This is a genomic window from Proteiniborus sp. MB09-C3 (assembly GCF_030263895.1).
In the GTDB taxonomy this organism is placed as follows: domain Bacteria; phylum Bacillota; class Clostridia; order Tissierellales; family Proteiniboraceae; genus Proteiniborus.
This window is the reverse complement of the sequence record NZ_CP127161.1, coordinates 815,497-832,053: the sequence shown is the minus strand read 5'-3', so window position 1 is coordinate 832,053 and position 16,557 is coordinate 815,497. Positions and strand designations below refer to the sequence as shown.

The 16,557-nt window shown below is 30.2% G+C and carries 18 protein-coding genes; 5 read left to right on the top strand and 13 right to left on the bottom strand.

Translation table 11 applies throughout. The features are described from left to right. Window position 1: 1 nt before the first annotated feature. From QO263_RS04065 to QO263_RS04045, 5 genes are all read right to left on the bottom strand, one after another. Window positions 2-379, bottom strand: coding sequence for a BlaI/MecI/CopY family transcriptional regulator (locus QO263_RS04065; protein ID WP_285626722.1), 378 nt, complete (start codon window positions 377-379; stop codon window positions 2-4). Between the two features lie 495 nt (window positions 380-874). Next, window positions 875-1,201, bottom strand: coding sequence for a HepT-like ribonuclease domain-containing protein (locus QO263_RS04060; protein WP_285626720.1), 327 nt, complete (start codon window positions 1,199-1,201; stop codon window positions 875-877). Beyond that, complete coding sequence (locus QO263_RS04055) at window positions 1,167-1,499, bottom strand: nucleotidyltransferase family protein (RefSeq protein WP_285626718.1); 333 nt, start codon at window positions 1,497-1,499, stop codon at window positions 1,167-1,169. The genes QO263_RS04060 and QO263_RS04055 overlap by 35 nt, the downstream gene beginning before the upstream one ends. A gap of 234 nt (window positions 1,500-1,733) precedes the next feature. Next, window positions 1,734-1,913 (bottom strand): hypothetical protein, encoded by a 180-nt coding sequence (locus QO263_RS04050; protein ID WP_285626716.1) that lies wholly within the window; start codon window positions 1,911-1,913, stop codon window positions 1,734-1,736. Window positions 1,914-2,034: 121 nt separating this feature from the next. Further along, on the bottom strand, window positions 2,035-2,562 hold the full coding sequence (locus QO263_RS04045) for a GNAT family N-acetyltransferase (protein ID WP_285626714.1): 528 nt from the start codon (window positions 2,560-2,562) through the stop codon (window positions 2,035-2,037). A gap of 109 nt (window positions 2,563-2,671) precedes the next feature. Between QO263_RS04045 and QO263_RS04040 the strand changes: the two genes are divergently transcribed. The 3 genes from QO263_RS04040 (at window position 2,672) to QO263_RS04030 (ending at window position 4,483) form a co-directional block, all read left to right on the top strand. Further along, window positions 2,672-3,112, top strand: a complete 441-nt coding sequence (locus QO263_RS04040) for a GNAT family N-acetyltransferase (RefSeq protein ID WP_285626713.1) — start codon at window positions 2,672-2,674, stop codon at window positions 3,110-3,112. 205 nt (window positions 3,113-3,317) lie between these two features. After that, the gene (locus tag QO263_RS04035) at window positions 3,318-3,611 is read left to right on the top strand and encodes a transposase (protein ID WP_285626712.1); all 294 of its coding nucleotides are present in this window, start codon (window positions 3,318-3,320) and stop codon (window positions 3,609-3,611) included. A gap of 8 nt (window positions 3,612-3,619) precedes the next feature. Continuing rightward, window positions 3,620-4,483: an IS3 family transposase gene (locus QO263_RS04030; RefSeq protein WP_285629194.1), complete on the top strand. Its 864-nt coding sequence runs from the start codon at window positions 3,620-3,622 to the stop codon at window positions 4,481-4,483. A 195-nt stretch (window positions 4,484-4,678) separates the two neighbouring features. On the opposite strand, the gene QO263_RS04025 is transcribed toward QO263_RS04030, so the two are convergent. The 8 genes from QO263_RS04025 to QO263_RS03990 form a co-directional block, all read right to left on the bottom strand. Continuing rightward, a complete protein-coding gene (locus QO263_RS04025) occupies window positions 4,679-5,674 on the bottom strand; it encodes a virulence RhuM family protein (protein ID WP_285626710.1) in 996 nt (331 codons plus the stop codon). A 445-nt stretch (window positions 5,675-6,119) separates the two neighbouring features. Next, window positions 6,120-6,422 (bottom strand): hypothetical protein, encoded by a 303-nt coding sequence (locus QO263_RS04020; protein ID WP_285626709.1) that lies wholly within the window; start codon window positions 6,420-6,422, stop codon window positions 6,120-6,122. Window positions 6,423-6,469: 47 nt separating this feature from the next. Further along, window positions 6,470-6,658 (bottom strand): hypothetical protein, encoded by a 189-nt coding sequence (locus tag QO263_RS04015; protein WP_285626707.1) that lies wholly within the window; start codon window positions 6,656-6,658, stop codon window positions 6,470-6,472. 107 nt (window positions 6,659-6,765) lie between these two features. Next, window positions 6,766-6,912, bottom strand: coding sequence for a hypothetical protein (locus QO263_RS04010; protein ID WP_285626705.1), 147 nt, complete (start codon window positions 6,910-6,912; stop codon window positions 6,766-6,768). 38 nt (window positions 6,913-6,950) lie between these two features. Continuing rightward, entirely contained in the window at window positions 6,951-7,448 is a 498-nt protein-coding gene (locus QO263_RS04005; RefSeq protein ID WP_285626704.1) for a class I SAM-dependent methyltransferase, read from the bottom strand. Between the two features lie 685 nt (window positions 7,449-8,133). After that, entirely contained in the window at window positions 8,134-9,237 is a 1,104-nt protein-coding gene (locus QO263_RS04000; RefSeq protein ID WP_285626703.1) for a UvrD-helicase domain-containing protein, read from the bottom strand. Further along, window positions 9,234-10,874: an ATP-dependent nuclease gene (locus tag QO263_RS03995; protein ID WP_285626702.1), complete on the bottom strand. Its 1,641-nt coding sequence runs from the start codon at window positions 10,872-10,874 to the stop codon at window positions 9,234-9,236. The genes QO263_RS04000 and QO263_RS03995 overlap by 4 nt, the downstream gene beginning before the upstream one ends. Before the next feature lie 300 nt (window positions 10,875-11,174). Next, window positions 11,175-13,916, bottom strand: a complete 2,742-nt coding sequence (locus tag QO263_RS03990) for an ATP-dependent DNA helicase (RefSeq protein WP_285626701.1) — start codon at window positions 13,914-13,916, stop codon at window positions 11,175-11,177. Between the two features lie 346 nt (window positions 13,917-14,262). Here QO263_RS03990 and istA point away from each other — a divergent pair, with 346 nt between their 5' ends. Beyond that, a complete protein-coding gene (gene istA / locus QO263_RS03985) occupies window positions 14,263-15,825 on the top strand; it encodes an IS21 family transposase (RefSeq protein ID WP_285622221.1) in 1,563 nt (520 codons plus the stop codon). Beyond that, a complete protein-coding gene (gene istB, locus QO263_RS03980) occupies window positions 15,813-16,556 on the top strand; it encodes an IS21-like element helper ATPase IstB (RefSeq protein WP_285622216.1) in 744 nt (247 codons plus the stop codon). Before istA ends, istB begins: the two co-directional genes overlap by 13 nt. The last annotated feature ends 1 nt before the right edge of the window (window position 16,557 follow it).

Sequence of the window (16,557 nt, the reverse complement as noted above, 5' to 3'; positions counted from 1 at the left end):
TCTATATCCTCCCAATCCAGTCTTTCAACTCTTTTAAATCCTTTTCATCGATTCTTTTATTATCATATAACGATGCTACCAGAGACTTTATACTCCCATCATACATATCCTCTATAAGCCCATTAGCTTGATAAGATTTATATTCGTCCTTGGTAATTTTAGGAGAATAATAATTTACTCTCTTTTCCTTTCTTACCTTTAATACATTTTTATCTACTAAACGCTTTGCCAAAGTAAGTATCGTCGTATGTTTCCAATAATTATCTTCTCCAAGCTTTTTAATTATATCTGCTGTAGTAACTTCTCCGCCTTCATTCCAAATAATTTCCATTATTTCATATTCTGCATCTGAAATTTTAATTATATCCAATGAACTCACCTCTTCTTTCTACATTGTGTAGTATATCCTTATTTTACATCTTGTAGAATATGAAGTCAAGGAGATATTTGGAAAATTGTTTCTATAATTAATCTATTGTCATTTTTAGCAGGTTTACCATTTTCATTATTCCTTCAGAATTTGTTATAATGCACCTTCTTTCAATCCAAACAATTATGCTCATTATTTCATTACAAGCAAGAATAATCGTCACTTTAAAATGGAATAACTTTTTAAATAATATTTGTTTTTCTATACTACCACTATTTCTTTTTTTATCTTACCAATTTCTATGGATATGTTCCCGCAAACAGAAAGCCATTGAATGTCATCTCCACACTCAACGGCTTACATATGATATTACTATATTCTATTGCTTTTCTAACTTCACAATAACTTCCACATGCCTTGAGAGGATAATAATGATGTCGTAGAAAGATGGTATCCCCTTGGTGGAAGGGATGTATTTCTTAATTTCAAGGATATAAAAAGAAGCTAATTAATTAGCTTCAACAACTGTTCCTTTAATAACTTTATATCCATATCAATAATTTCCCATATTAGATTTAAATTTATACCTTCATAATCATGGACTATACGATTTCTTAATCCACGCATTTTGAACCAAGGAACCTCATGATGTTTTGAAAGATATTCTTTATCAAGTTTATTAACTAATTCATCTATTTGACTTAAATTAAACACGCAAGCTTCAACCATCATACTATTATTTCTAAATTCAGCATAATCTACATCATTAGTATACTTTAATATAGAGTCGATATAGTTAATTATCTTTTGAATAATCTTTTGATTTTTCATATATAACCATACCTTCATTTTCTATTTCTTGCATTATTAAAGAATCTTGCTCAATATGAGACCTATCAATCAAATCTATATCTATTTCTAAAGTATTAACAAGTATTTCTAACAATCCAACAAAATCAAGTCCTCTTAACTTTCCATTTGTATCAATGTATAAGTCTATATCGCTACTTATTGTGGCATTGCCTTTTGCATAAGAACCAAATAGTATTGCCTTATTTATAGGATAATTTTCAAATATAGGAGCTGTTTTTTCCCTTATAGTTTCAACTGAAATAAATTTAGAAGTCATAGTCCTAAGCCTCCTTAGCTATTTAACTATACATTATATACTGATTATATCATAATTTGTTTATCAATTGAACATCTACTCAAAGATATACTAAACATAAATAACTTACTTAGTTGCAAAACTAAATTAGACCCCTTTTTCAAAAACAGTCTAATTTAGTCTTGCAATTAAGTCCTTTTAAATTATATACTAATAAAGAAAGACAGTAACAGCACAAGACTATGTCACGTTCATTTATTTATCATGCTTGCTTATGAATTCCTTTACTACTTCGCCTGCTGTAAGTGGAAATTGATTCATTTTATTTGTAGCATTGGTAATGCAATCAACAGCCGTAATACTAGCTTCTTGAAGTAATTCTTGCCACTGTTCATAGTTTTGGTTTTTTATTTGGGCAATATCTTCACAATCCAAATAAACATCGTCGGTAATCATATACCATAAATTAAGTTGACGAAAAAATTCCCATCCATAAGGTTGCCCGCTACCTGCGGATTTTTCTCTTCTATAAGTTGGAAATTATACATGCTTTCGATTAGTCCAATTCATGTTTATAGATAAGCATACCTTTTCCGTATGGGTCATCTTCTGCACCAAATTCCTCGTCAATGTAATTATAACCACATTTTTTCATCACTTTAACCGATGCAATATTTCCGTGCATTATTCTTCCGTATAAAATCTTAACCCCAAAATGGTTTGAAATAAAATTAGTTATTGTTTTTAATGTTTCCGTTGCGAGTCCTTTACCTTGATATGTTCCACAGATAGAATAGCCAATCTCAGCCTCGCCTTGTTTTCCTTCAACTTGGTTTATGCCAGTATCACCTATCAATTTACCATTTTCTTTTAGTTCAATTGCTAAAACAAATGGTAACTGATTCTTATCAACACAATCAGCATAAAATTTTATAGCATCCTTTGCTTCTGCTATATCTTGATAACTTTCATTTGGAATCCATTTCATCAGTTCGGGTTCTTGATGATGTTTATACAATTCTTCTGCATCAGATAATTCAAATTTTCTAAACCGTAATCGCTCTGTTTCTAAAATATATTTCATTTAATTCCAATATTGTACCATTCTTTTATACGAACACGAAGGAAATAGGCGTAGTGCGGTATTATCTATATTAAACAACCTTGGCTATGTTTAAGAAAGGAGGATTCTTTTGATAGAATTAAGAACGATTAACGAAGATAATTATGAAGAGTGTTTGAATTTGAGTGCTTCTGTTGCCAATGCAGACTTTGTAGACCCTGTCGCGTGGTCTTTGGCCGAGGCGTGGGTGTTTTATGATGATTCGCGCCCCTTTGCAATTTATGCCGATGATGTGATGGTGGGCTATGTTTTAATGTATATTGGCGAAAAGAACCATCAAATCATAAATTTCATGATAGATAGCCGTTTTCAGAAAAGAGGCTATGGAGTGGCAGCAGCTAGGCTTTGTGTTGAATATTTGTGTAAAGAGTACAACGCAAGTAAAATTTCTTTACCAGTTGAGCCAGGAAATATAGCCGCACAAAGGTTATGGAGTAGAGTAGGCTTTGAAATGACAGACGATATGGAAGACGGTTATCTTTTTATGCGGTTATACATACCAAAATATTAAGTTTGCAGTTAGGTGTCGTTCTTAATAAGCATAACACAACTCACCCCCCCAAACCGCCATACCCCTTTATTATTGCCACTATCCAGCCCCTTTCACCAGCAGCGAAGAAAAATGCAATTGGTGATAGAATAAAAAACGGAGAACATAAACATGATATGTCCTTGAATCTGGTATAATAAATATAACAGACAAGGAGAGATCATTTATGGGAACTAAAAAGCATTACAGTAAAGAATTTAAACAAGATGCAGTTAATTATTATTATTCATCTGGCAAATCAATCAAAGCAGTAGCAGAAGATTTAAAGGTTAGTACTACAGGTCTTAATAATTGGATTCAAAACGCCAAAAATAATGATGGAGTAGTAAATCATAGAGGTTCTGGTAATTATTCATCAGATGCAGAAAAAGAAATTGCAAAACTAAAAAAAGAACTTAGAGATAAAGAGGATGCACTCGAAATACTAAAAAAGGCCATAGGCATACTGAACAAAGATTAACTGGAGCAATATATAAAGAAGTAAAAAATTTATCTAAAGAACGCCGAATTTCAGTTAACAGTGTGCTTAAAATACTAGGCGTTTCATCTTCTGGATGCTATGATTATTTAAAAAGAGAAGATTCAAATCAGAAGATTAGAAAACAACAGGTTAAGCAAGAAATTACAGAGATTTACAATGAATCTAAACAAATATATGGTGCCCCTAAAATAACATCCATACTGCAAAGCAGAGGTCATGTCATTGCAGAGAAAACAGTTGGGAATTATATGCGTGAGTTAGGCATAAAAGCAATTTGGATAAGCCCATATAGCAGGACAACAATTGATCCAGATTTTGATAATAAACTTAGAAATATTCTAGATAGAAATTTTTCACCTAATTCATCAAATACGGTATGGGTAACAGATATTACCTATGTATGGACAGTAAGTGGATTCGTTTACTTAACAACTGTGATGGATCTATTCTCACGAAAAGTAATAGGTTGGCATCTTTCAGATACTCTTTCAACAGAAGGAGTGCTAAAAGCCATCAATAAGGCAAAATCATCTAGGAAGATAGATGCTCCGATAATCATTCATAGCGACAGAGGTGTACAATATGTATCCAAAGCATACATTGAGGCTACACCAGCAGGAGAATTTATACGAAGTTATTCACAAAAGGGAACCCCTTGGGACAATGCTGTCATTGAGTCTTTTCATGCTCTAATAAAGAGAGAATGGCTCAACAGATTTGTCATAAGGCATATTAGTCATGCTCATGAACTCATTTTTGAATATATCGAAACATTCTACAATACTAAGAGAATTCACAGTCATTGTGATATGTCTTCACCTTATGACTTTGAGGATAAGCATGTTGGTTAATTGACTCAAGAATATATTAAGTTTTTATTGTCCGTTTTCTTGACAGAAGACCACTCAATGTGTAGGCAACAAGAAGGGGATTTTGCCAATCATTTTTGAATAATATTTAAAATAATTTATTTCGAGAATGTATTGCAGCTAAAATAGGACAAAAAAATAACCTTGATATTTTATCAATCAAGATTATCTTTATAATTATTTTTCAATTTCAGGTAACTCATCTATCATTTCATCTTCTGGTGGAGCATTTAATCTTCTAGTATTGTAGGCTGCATACTCTTGTAATACCTTACGCTCCATATCTTCACGAGACACTTTACCTTTGCCCTCTAAGATTTCTCTACGTCTAAACTGTAAAAATTCATTAAGCGAGTTATCCCAGTCTTTCATTGTCATAGGCATTTTCCCTCTTGCCATATCTTCTGCATGGTCAAGAAACATAGTTACAATACGATTAAGATCAGTTATCTCATCTTCTTGTAAGTAATTTTTTGAAATATTAATATCACCTTTACGAACAACAGCTCCTTTAAAAGCAGTAAGACCCATATTGTCCTTAGAACCATCTGCCCTCTCTGTAATAAGTTCAGCTGCTGTTTGCCCTGTAACAGCATAGAGTAATTTATTCTGAACAGTTGCAAAAAAATCTTTTGTGCTCTCAAGAGCAGGATTATAATCAACAGACAGACTATAAATATCTTTTATTTTTTGATAGAATCTCTTTTCTGATGCCCTTATATCACGAATACGTTCTAAGAGTTCATCAAAATAGTCTTCCCCAAATTTTTTAGGATTCTTTAACCGTTCATCATTCATTACAAATCCTTTTTGCATATATTCTTTAAGGACTTTGCTTGTCCAGTTACGAAACTGAACCCCTACATTAGAGCGAACACGATAGCCTATAGCAAGGATCATATCGAGGTTGTAGAATTTTGTATCTCTTGCAACCTCACGTCCTCCCTCATTTTGAACTATTCGGAATTCCCGAATAGTTGAACTTTCTTTTAATTCGCCATCTGAAAAAATATTTTTTATATGTTCATTAATAGTATTAACACTTTTTCCATAAAGTTGAGCTATATGTTTTTGGGTAAGCCATATAGTACCATCTTCCATATAAACATCAATCTTAGTTTCACCTTTTTCGGTTTGGTAAATAAGGATTTCACCTTTTTGATTTGTATCCAAAAGTATACCTCCTACAATTTTCTCATGCTCAACAAGTAATCTTACACCTTATAAAGATGTGTTCCCTTACCAGAAGTACACTATAACTTGATTTGATGTACTTTAATAATGCTCGTACAACAAGAATGATAATAGCGATAAATAAGATAGCTAATATAACCCATAATACAGTCAAAAAAGCCGTAGGTGATTTTTCAATTGGTCCCATAAGATTCTCCTTCTTTCTTTACTCCTACTATACAAAAAAAGCACGGTTACAACCACCAACTATTACGCAATTATCAGTTGCATTGTGGTTGCACTTGAAAAATTCTAATTTATCATTATTTATTATTGAGTTCAATTGGGGAGATAATAAAGCCTACAACAATAGTAATTGCAGAAATCTTTAAATATCCCGCTAAAATAAAATTTGTGAACTTCGTAATATGCTCATTACACGAAGTTATTTAAGACTGTTCGCTGTGAAAAATAAGCTCTTTTCCATTCTCTTTTGATATAAAATTTCATCAGCAACCGATATGCCAATATAACCATCAATATCAACAATATAAACAGCATCGGAAATATCTATTTTCCTATAATGTGCTGCAACAAGACGCTTTTGTGCCTCATCGGTTATAGGCTCATTCTTCTCATTATAGATACATTGAAGCACATTAAACCCTTTTTCAATCTCCAGTCTCCAAGCGATCTGTTTCATTTCCTCCGCAAATTCTATACTACCACAAATTGTTATAGTTTTCATTTTGTTCACCTCATCAAATATAAACAATCTTCCTTGCAACTTCCTATTTATCTAGTTGCAGTCTTCTTTAATTGATTTATCTTTACATAAGCCCTCTTAGGCAATATCCCTATAATAATAAGACCCAATCCAAGACCTAGCAATAATCCTAAAACAAAATTATGAATATTTAAAAATCGATTTAGTGTAAAATAAATTGCTTGTAAAAGAATACCCAATCTTAATTCCTTTTTCATATCAAAACTTCCATATTTTAATTAATTTACTTCACACTTCCCTACCACTACGATAAATTTTTGAAAATTATTAAGCAAGATAACTTCTAATTATGCTTATAACGCTATTACTTCATGAATTCAGCAAATAGATACAACGGAATATCTGGAATTTTTGATTCCTCATATACTTTGGGTTCAAACATATTTTTCAATGAAAATCCAACATCGGAAATTTTATTGAAATAATAAGAAATTGGGCGATGAAAATGCATTTTATTCCCCCAAAAATTTTGCTGTACCGCTAAAGGAGTTATGTAGCTTGATACTTTTTTGATAATGCAACACCTCGTTCGTCTCTTTCCCAAATGGCATTATAGAATGCAGGGTGAACAATAGAAAAAAAGAATGTACCATTATTTTTTATAACTCTGTAAAATTCTGAAATATCCCTATCTATGGGATCAATATCCATTAGAACTAAATTACATTGAACTATATCAAACTCATTATTTTTATACGGCAAATGATTTAAAAGGTTAACATGATCAAATCTATAAGATGGATATTTTAATTTTGCCAGTTTAAGCATTTCAACAGATCCATCGCAACCCACAACTTTTGCACCTTTTTGTGACAAGATATGTGTATGTTCACCATTACCACAACCTGCATCAAGAATTATTTTATTTTGAACACTCGTAAAATAATTTATAATAAACTCACGACAAAAATTGGAATACTGTGAGGTTGCTTCAAATTCCGAATAACTCTTAGCAGCATTATCCCAATATTGAATAACTTTATCCAATTTGTCTACACCTCCATTAATTTATATAATCAATAATTTACATTATTTAAATGATGAACAAATTAAAAATACTTAATTACAAAACCTTTTATAGTGATTAGGGCAGGTTTAATATGCATCCAGTACCTTTCGAGGTATATATCTTTTTCTTTGTATTTAATAGTTAGTTACACATTCATCTATAGTATATAATTCACCCACCATTATATCAACCACCTTTTCCCATTTACCCCTTAAACATCCTCAATCATCAAATGTCATCTATAAAACACCCTATTTTTAAGGGTCAAAAAACGGTGTTTTTCCACTGTTTTTTGACCCAATTTTCGTCCTCAAACCACTATATGTTGTGGTCAAACCCTACTATTTCCCCTCTGAACCACAATACGTCATCAGAATTATACTCTCCACATGCCTTGAGATGACAATAATGATGTCGTAGGTTGATATTGCCCCCTTGGTGGAACCAGATAACTCTAAAAATTCACTTAGAAAAATATATTTTTAAAAAATTACCTTTCACTTGTCTACAGTTATTTTAATAATTTACAAACAATTAGACCCTCAAATAATATTTATTTGAAGGCTTAATTCAATACAAGTTATTTTTTCCTTTATTCTTCATTTGATTTTTTTATATGCATAGCTACAATAGCTTTATCATTTATTCTACAATGGTTTTTAGTTATTCATAAAAAGGTAATATCCTTGTCTTTAAATTGTTCTTACATACTATTGCTACGCTATATCTTGCTCTTGTTATAGCGACATAAAATTTGCACTTGATCTCAAAATTGTCCAATTCTTTATTATCAAATAACCAATCTTCAATCTTTTTTGTTGGATATACCAAAACACGATTATATGTGCTACCCTTAGATTCTCCAAAATTTTTCACTCTATATCTTTGGTTTACCTTTTTAGATTTAGAATATCTTAACTGAAGTGGGTTATATTCTTTCAAATATCTTTCAACATCTTTCTCCCTTACTAAATAAACACCATCATGATTCGTAACCTCTGTTTCTAAGGAACCAAAACTTGGTTCTTCTGGGAATATACTATTTGCAAACTCACATATAATTTGATTGTTTCGCCAACTTCCTCTAAGTGTTGTATTGTCAATATCACATTGTAGATTATTGCACTCATTGAGGATAAAATCATCAATTTTTCCATTTGAATATTTTCTATATTTTTGTGCAAAATGTGTATGATATGTCACCTGTCTAGGATCACCTGCCATCTTAATTATAGACTTTGAATTTAATAGTAATTTTATAAACTCTAAATCATATCCTGCCATATCTTGAACTTCATCAATAAATATATATTTGAATAATGATGATATTCTATCAATAACATATCCATTACTTTTCTCGTTACATTTGACTACAAATTTAGAAAGTTTATCGGAGTATATTTTATATTCTTTACTAAAATAATGTTTATCTATATCTTTTTCACCATAATATGAGATGAATTTTCCTCTTCTAGCCTTTATGCCTGACTTTTGGTTTACTAATAATAGACCATTTATCTTTTTATTTGTTAATTTTCCCTGGTACGGCTTTGCACCATGTTCAATAAGAAATGAAAACCAAGTCCTAATTGTTACATGTGATGGTATAGCTCCATTATTTAATTCAAAAAACTTCTTTTTTATCTCTTCTTTATTTCCCTCTGTAAATGTAGTTATTAGTACAGTTTCCTTACAATCCATAGCCCTTTTTACAAAAAGTGTTGTTTTTCCCGCACCTGCAGATGCTATAAAAAGTTTGTTTTTCATACGATGGCCCTCATAATATATTTAGGATACTTTATACATTGTTCAGAGGAAAATATTTTTAAAGCACAGTCAGTTTTGTGTGTTCTCATAAATTTATGTAATTCATTCTCCGTTTTATAATCAGTACCAAATATTAAATTTAATTTTTCTAAACTGTTCTCTCTTAATAAGAGAGGTTCTAAAGTATTATAATTAAAAGGTTTATTATATTTGCCTACAGTTAAATCTCCCTCATATACCTTTTTATCATAACATATATCAATATTTTCTTTTTTATTTTCATTAATATAATCTTTATATTTTCTTTCTAAAGCATCTACATCACCATCATTATCTGTTACAACTTTAATATCAAAGTTAAGATATTTAGCAATCTCTAAAAATCTTAAGAATGATGTCCCTACTGAAATAACCTCAACACCATCTTCAATAGGAAGTCTTCCCCCATGGTTATCCATATATGCCCTTTGAATTATAAGCTCGTCTGAATCTCCTTCTACTAAAATAGCTTTTTTGCTAAGAATAAATCTCAATGTATCATAACCTGAAATTTTTTCAAAGAAGTCTTTTGACTCTAATTTATCAAACCTAACAGTATTTTGCTGATTTAATAAAATTAGATTATCTAACCCCAGTTTATTAGAAACAAAACTACTATGTGTTGATAGAATAATTTGTTTATCTTCATAATTTTCTTTAATGTTTTTCAATAGTTGATTAAGCCTAGTATGGCTAATATGACATTCCGGCTCCTCTATAAGTATAATTGAAGATGATTCTGATCTTTTATTTGATAATGCTAAATCAGTCTTTATTATTGCCTGCTCACCCTTACCAATAAAATCAAATGGAATTTTATCAAGTTGTGTAATAAGATTACCATCCCATGTAGAACGGGTACCTAAATCAACAGAAAGTTCTATTTTCTTATCACTTAATTTTGAAACCCCTGTGATTTTGGAGTTAATGTTAGTAATTGATGGGTCTTTAGAAAATTCCTCTTTTGCTTTTCTAAATGCCTGAGCCACTTTTGTTTTTTCATCCGTATCAAGTATATTTTGAACTATTCTTGAAATATAAATATCTGAGCCATTCCAAAATTTACTAAATCCAACATCTATAAACGAAGATTTTATAGGAATACTTCTAGATGTAAGTGCTTTACGTGAAAAAGAATACCATTCTACATCATAGTATTCAATCGGTAAACTCATAACATTACCTGCTTTTACTAGAGATTCGTATTCCTCATAGTACTTTTCATCTAAAGAAATTTTCATAGATACTCCATAAATCTTGCCACTCAAATTTTCATGTGTATACATGTCACCTTCTAATTCTGGAAAACCATCATCCATATATAATTCAATTAAGATATATGGTGGCTCAGAAGATTTCCCATCATTAATATCATTTAAATATTTGTTAACAACATCATAATTAAATAAGTACTGGCTCAAATTTCCCTTTATCAACTTTCCACGAAAAATACCACTAAGGGCTAGATGTATAGCCTCTAGAATTGTCGATTTCCCTGCCTCATTATTCCCTACTAATATATTAATTCCTTCATTAAAGTCTAATTCAAATCTCCCATAAATACATTTGAAATTCTCAATTATAATCTTTTTTATCATGACTTCCCCCCTAGCGAAGCTTTACCAATGAGATGAATAAAAATAAAAACAATAGTCATATATTTTATAATCATAACAAAGATAATGTATATCTCCAAAATATCTTTGTTGTAATTATAATTATCAATCTACTACTTTTCAATATTTTTATCCTACAAACATTATTTAATACACATCCTTTGTAGTAAGCTTGTTTTGTTACACGTAGTTATTATCTTTATTCTAGTTTTAGATACTATAATAAAAAGTTTGCTCTTTTATTCAGGAATCTTTCATTAACACTTATTTCTACACTCAATTTTATAGGTTAAATTTATTTGAGATTAATGCTATATCTTTTCTATTGTTTTCTATTGATAAGTTATTTAATATTCTATTCTCTGTTTCTGGTGTCCAATATATCTTCAACTTTTCCTTTGCACGGGTTATTGCCGTATAGAATATATTGTGTGTAATTCTCTCCTCAACTTCATCTGTTATAACAATTTTAACTGAATTATACTCTAATCCCTGTGCTTTATGAATTGATATAGCATAAGCCACTTGGAAAGGAACTATAGTTTCGGATGACATACTATCATCTTCATCAGTATTACCAAATTCATTAACCCAAAAGCGTATCACTGAATTTCCACTATCAGAATTTCCAATAAACTCAAGATCGTATCCCTCTACATCTAATTCGTTGATCGACTTATAAATTTCAATATCAAATTGTATTCTATCATCGTATCTTTCTATATCAATTATTCTCCCTTTTAAGTTATTATAGATTAGAGGAGAAAATCTTTCAGACTCATTAAATAAAATAGGATCATTAATTTTATAAATATGAACCCCCCATTGTATTGCATCATTTTTATTATTTCCTTGTAAAAATCTATTTATATTATTTATACCATAAAGTCCATCATAATTTAAACATAAGATTATTTCATCTTCTTCAGTAAATTCAAAAATTGATTCATCTAGAGTCGTTGAATAATTATTCTTAGTAAGTATTTCGAGTATTGCATCATCCATATTTCTAACTCTATCCCATAAAGTAAGTAACTTATTACTATTGCTACGATAAGGTTTAGTTAAGTTAGAAATAGCAGATTTTGAAACAAATTCTTGTGCCATGCTAAACCAGTTTCCAAAAATGATCGATTCTATCTGATATATATCCCCAACCAAAACTAAAAGCCTAAAAGATACTTTTTTTAAAATAGATACCATATCTTTATTGCTAACGGTACTGCATTCATCAATAATTAATATGTCATACTCTGTATCTCCGTTATTATTATATAAAAATTTTGCTATAGTCTTGAATGTGCAATTAGCAGCATTGATTCTTCTTTCTAAATTATCCACTGCTGGATTAGTTGTTGCTAAGTAAAGTTTTTCCTTATCATTAAAAAAGTTTGATATATGATTTATTAAGGTAGATTTTCCTGTACCGGCAGCACCATATATTAATCCGACTTTTGAGTCTTCAAACATTTTCCTTAGTATTTCCTTCTTTTCATCACAATCTATATAATAAGTAGATGTTTGCAACCAATAATCAACAGAGTTCAAATAATTTTCAACACCAGATGTAGTAAGCTCTCTAAGTCTCTTTATAATATAAATAGTGTCATCTTCGTAACCACTAATATAAATATTTTCTTTATAAATATCCAGTTTTTGATGTGCATGTTTGTAATACAGTTCATCATTATAATCTTGAATTATATCCTCGATATTATTAAACCCTATAATTTCTTTTTTGGAAGTATATAATTGGCCCTTTGTCTCAGTATTATGCCTAATCAATCTTGCTAACATTTCATGTTCACGGTTTGAAGCATCAAGACAATCAAATAGGTCTGATGAAGTAGGGTTGTGATTTAATAATGAAAAATTAAAAGGCAATCTATCAAAAGGTATGCAACCAAGATTTAAATACAAACCTGATAAGTATGAACATCCCTTATAAATATATTCATAGTTTCTAGAATCCCAATATCCATCCTTATATTGTCTTTTAATAATTCTATTATTTAGGCGATAAAGCAAGTATCTAACTACATTGCTCCCAGGGTTATTATCCTTTACAAGTTCTCTACTTTTATCCAATATATCAAATATCTTAGAATTTCCTGTTTTTGATATTACTCGCTTCCTAATCGTGGAGTAATATTTATCATTAAGTTGGATCACTTCAGTTAAATTCAATTTGGTTAAAGTTAAAAATTCCATTAGCATTCTATATTCTAAAGAGGCACGACTTATATTAATATTTGTCCCAAAAATCTTTGAATAATTATTTAATTCACAGGGTCTAATACTAACTTTCCAATCTTTAATAATTAATATAGGCATCTTTTTACCAAGAATATCGATACTATCATTTTTAATTTGAAATTCAACTGCATAATTTGGAGAAATATCTATATCTGTAAATGCTATGATTCTATCGAATTTACTTATCCTATCATCAGCAATTGTAAATGTAATCTCATAATATATCTTCTGCCCAATAAAAAAAGGTTTGATTTTTTTAATATAATATCTAGCACTATAGTTGCTTTTATATTCTGTTGCACGGGAATAATCTATCTTTTCTGCTATCTTTTCATAATATTCTTTAAGGTTAGGATCAAAATTAATCGGAAAATCTTCTATGTTGTTCAATACCTCAATATTATATGTGCTATTTAAAAAATCTTTAATTCTAATTAAATATTCATAGTACTTTATCATTAACCTTTCTGAGTTTTCCTCATCAAGAGTATAATGTGATGCTGAAATCTGTAGCAATCTATGAAATTTACTTAGAAATCTCAGATTGCCCTTAGTTTTTATATAATCATTTGCCTTTTCTATATTTTGATAAGTGTTATCAATGTCTCGTCCATTCGCATATATTTTTAATGAAATATGCTCAACAAAATTTCTTAGCTGAGACAAAATGTTTTGTGATAAAAGCCCTCTCTCAGTGCATTTAAACACATCTATATTTTTACATATTACTTTATCAATATCTAAAATTTTAGCATCTATTTTATTCATTGAAAGTATCTCCCCCATATCTATTAATCTCTGAACTTACCTTAGATTTAATTATCTGAAATACTCCTTACTTAGTTTAATTTTTTTAAAACAAAACAACCAGTATATTATTATGATAAAATTTTAATTCTTGCCTTATTACTATCGTAAATATTAGCTTCAAAATATATTCAATATTCTATTTTGCCTCATTCTAGCTATCTATTAACTATTACTCCTTGTGACTGGTATAATAAAAGGGAGGAATTATGGCAAACAAAAACGGAGAAAATTTTCCAGCTTAATACAATAATACCTCATCTTCTGATAAAATTAAAGATATGTTTTATCAGAGGAGGAAGGTAGCTTGAAGGGATGGAATATGTTTGCTGAAATTAAGCAGTACAAATTAAAGGGATTCAATAAATCTCAAGTAAGTAGATTTCTTAAGATTAACTACAAGACAGTAGATAAATACTGGAATATGTCTTATGAAGAATATGCAGAACTAAAGGAGGAGGCTAAGAATAGAAGAAAGAAAGTTGATAAACATAGGGAATTAATATTATCTTGGATAAAGGAATTTAGAGATATATCTACTGCTCAAATATATGATTGGCTCAAAGAAAGGTATAGTGAAGTGGATTTTAGCGATAGAACATTAAGACTTTATGTAAAGGATTTAAGGGAAAAATATGAACTGCCTAAAGTTCCTTGTGCAAGGCAGTACGAGGAGATTCCAGAGCTTCCAATGGGATATCAAGCACAAGTAGATTTAGGTCAAACTTGGTTATCCAAGCGTGATGGCTCAAAAATTAAAGCATATTGTTTTGCAATGGTACTTTCTCATTCGAGATATAAGTTTCTATGGTGGAAAGATAAACCTTTTAATACACTATCATTCATAGAGGCTCATAATAAAGCTTTCGAATACTTTGGAGGCATGCCAAAAGAAATAGTATATGACCAAGATAGGATTTTGGCAGTATCAGAAAACCATGGAGATATTATCTTCACTGAAATGTTTCAAAACTACATAAGTAGCATGAAATTTAAGACTAGGCTATGCAGAGCTTTTGACCCAGAAAGCAAAGGAAAAATAGAAGCAGTAGTCAAATATGCAAAATATAACTTTGCAAAGCATAGAGCCTTTATAGATATTGATTTACTAAATGAAGACTCATTTAAATGGTTAGATAGAACTGGTAATGCTAAAGTACATGAAATAACAAGAAAGGTACCTAAAGAAGTGTTTACTCTGGAAAAGGAACACTTACAGAAAGTACCTAGCCTGTTTGAAAATATTCAACTTAATAATAGTTTAACCTATACCGTTAGAAAAAACAATACCATATCATACAAACAAAATAGATACCAGGTTCCAAAAGGCACATACAGACCAGGTAAAGAAGTTAAACTAATAATAAATGATAATAAGATGAATATAGTCGATTTAGATACTGAATTAGTTATTGCAACTCACAGTATCAGTAATCAAAAGGGCAAGCTAATTCAAATATATCATCCAGAAAGAGAAAAAAAGAAAACCAGAGACGAAATGTATGATAAAGCCCTAAAGGCTCTTGGAATGACAGATGAAGCAAAAGAGCTATTAGATAACATACGAAAAGAAAAAGAGAGATATTGTAGAGATCAGTTTGGATTAATAATATCAGTAGTAAAGGATTATGACGAAAAGCTAGTAGGACAAGCAGTAGAATACTGTGTAAAACGAAAGCTATTTAGTGCAGGAATGTTTAAAGATACACTAGAATATTTGAGTATAAAAAAAGAAACAGGTTCAGAAAAGAAATATGATAAAGCAAATCTATCCATCTCTTCAAAGTACCAAGATGTAAAACCAGAGATCAGAAACATTGATGAATATATAAATGCTTTGAAGGGAGATAAAAAGACATGGATAAACTAGAGCAAATTAAAGAACATGCAAAAGAACTTAGCCTGAATTACTTAAGAATTAACGCAGATAAAATTATTGAGGAAGCTGATTTAAACGATTACTCATATCAAGATATATTAATAAAAATACTTGAAAATGAAATAGAAATAAGAAATAAAAAAGCACAAGAAAGAAGATTAAAGAATGCAGGATTTCCGGTAATAAAGAAAATAGAAGACTTTGACTTAGATTTTCAAAAATCTATAACAAAGAAACAGATAAATAGGCTATTAGAAATGGAGTGGATAGATAGGATGTATAATCTTATCTTCCTAGGCCCTCCAGGTGTAGGAAAGACGCATCTATCAATTTCATTAGGATATAAAGCAGTAGAATTAGGGTATAAGGTTAGCTTTGTAACAATGGATAACCTGATGCACGTACTAAAAACACACGAAATATCAAGAAAGAGCAAAGGAAAAATGAATAGAATACTATCTTCAAGCCTTGTAATAATAGACGAACTAGGTTACCTTCCAATAACAAGAGAAGAAGCAAATCTATTTTTTCAGTTAGTATCGGCACTTCATGAACAGGCTTCAATTATTATCACATCTAATAAAGGCTTAGAAGATTGGACAGAGCTATTAGGAGATCCTGCTTTAACAACAGCAGTATTAGACAGAATTACATACAGATGTGAGCTTTTTAGCATGTCTGGCAAGAGCTATAGACTAGAACACAGAAAGTCATTATTCTAAT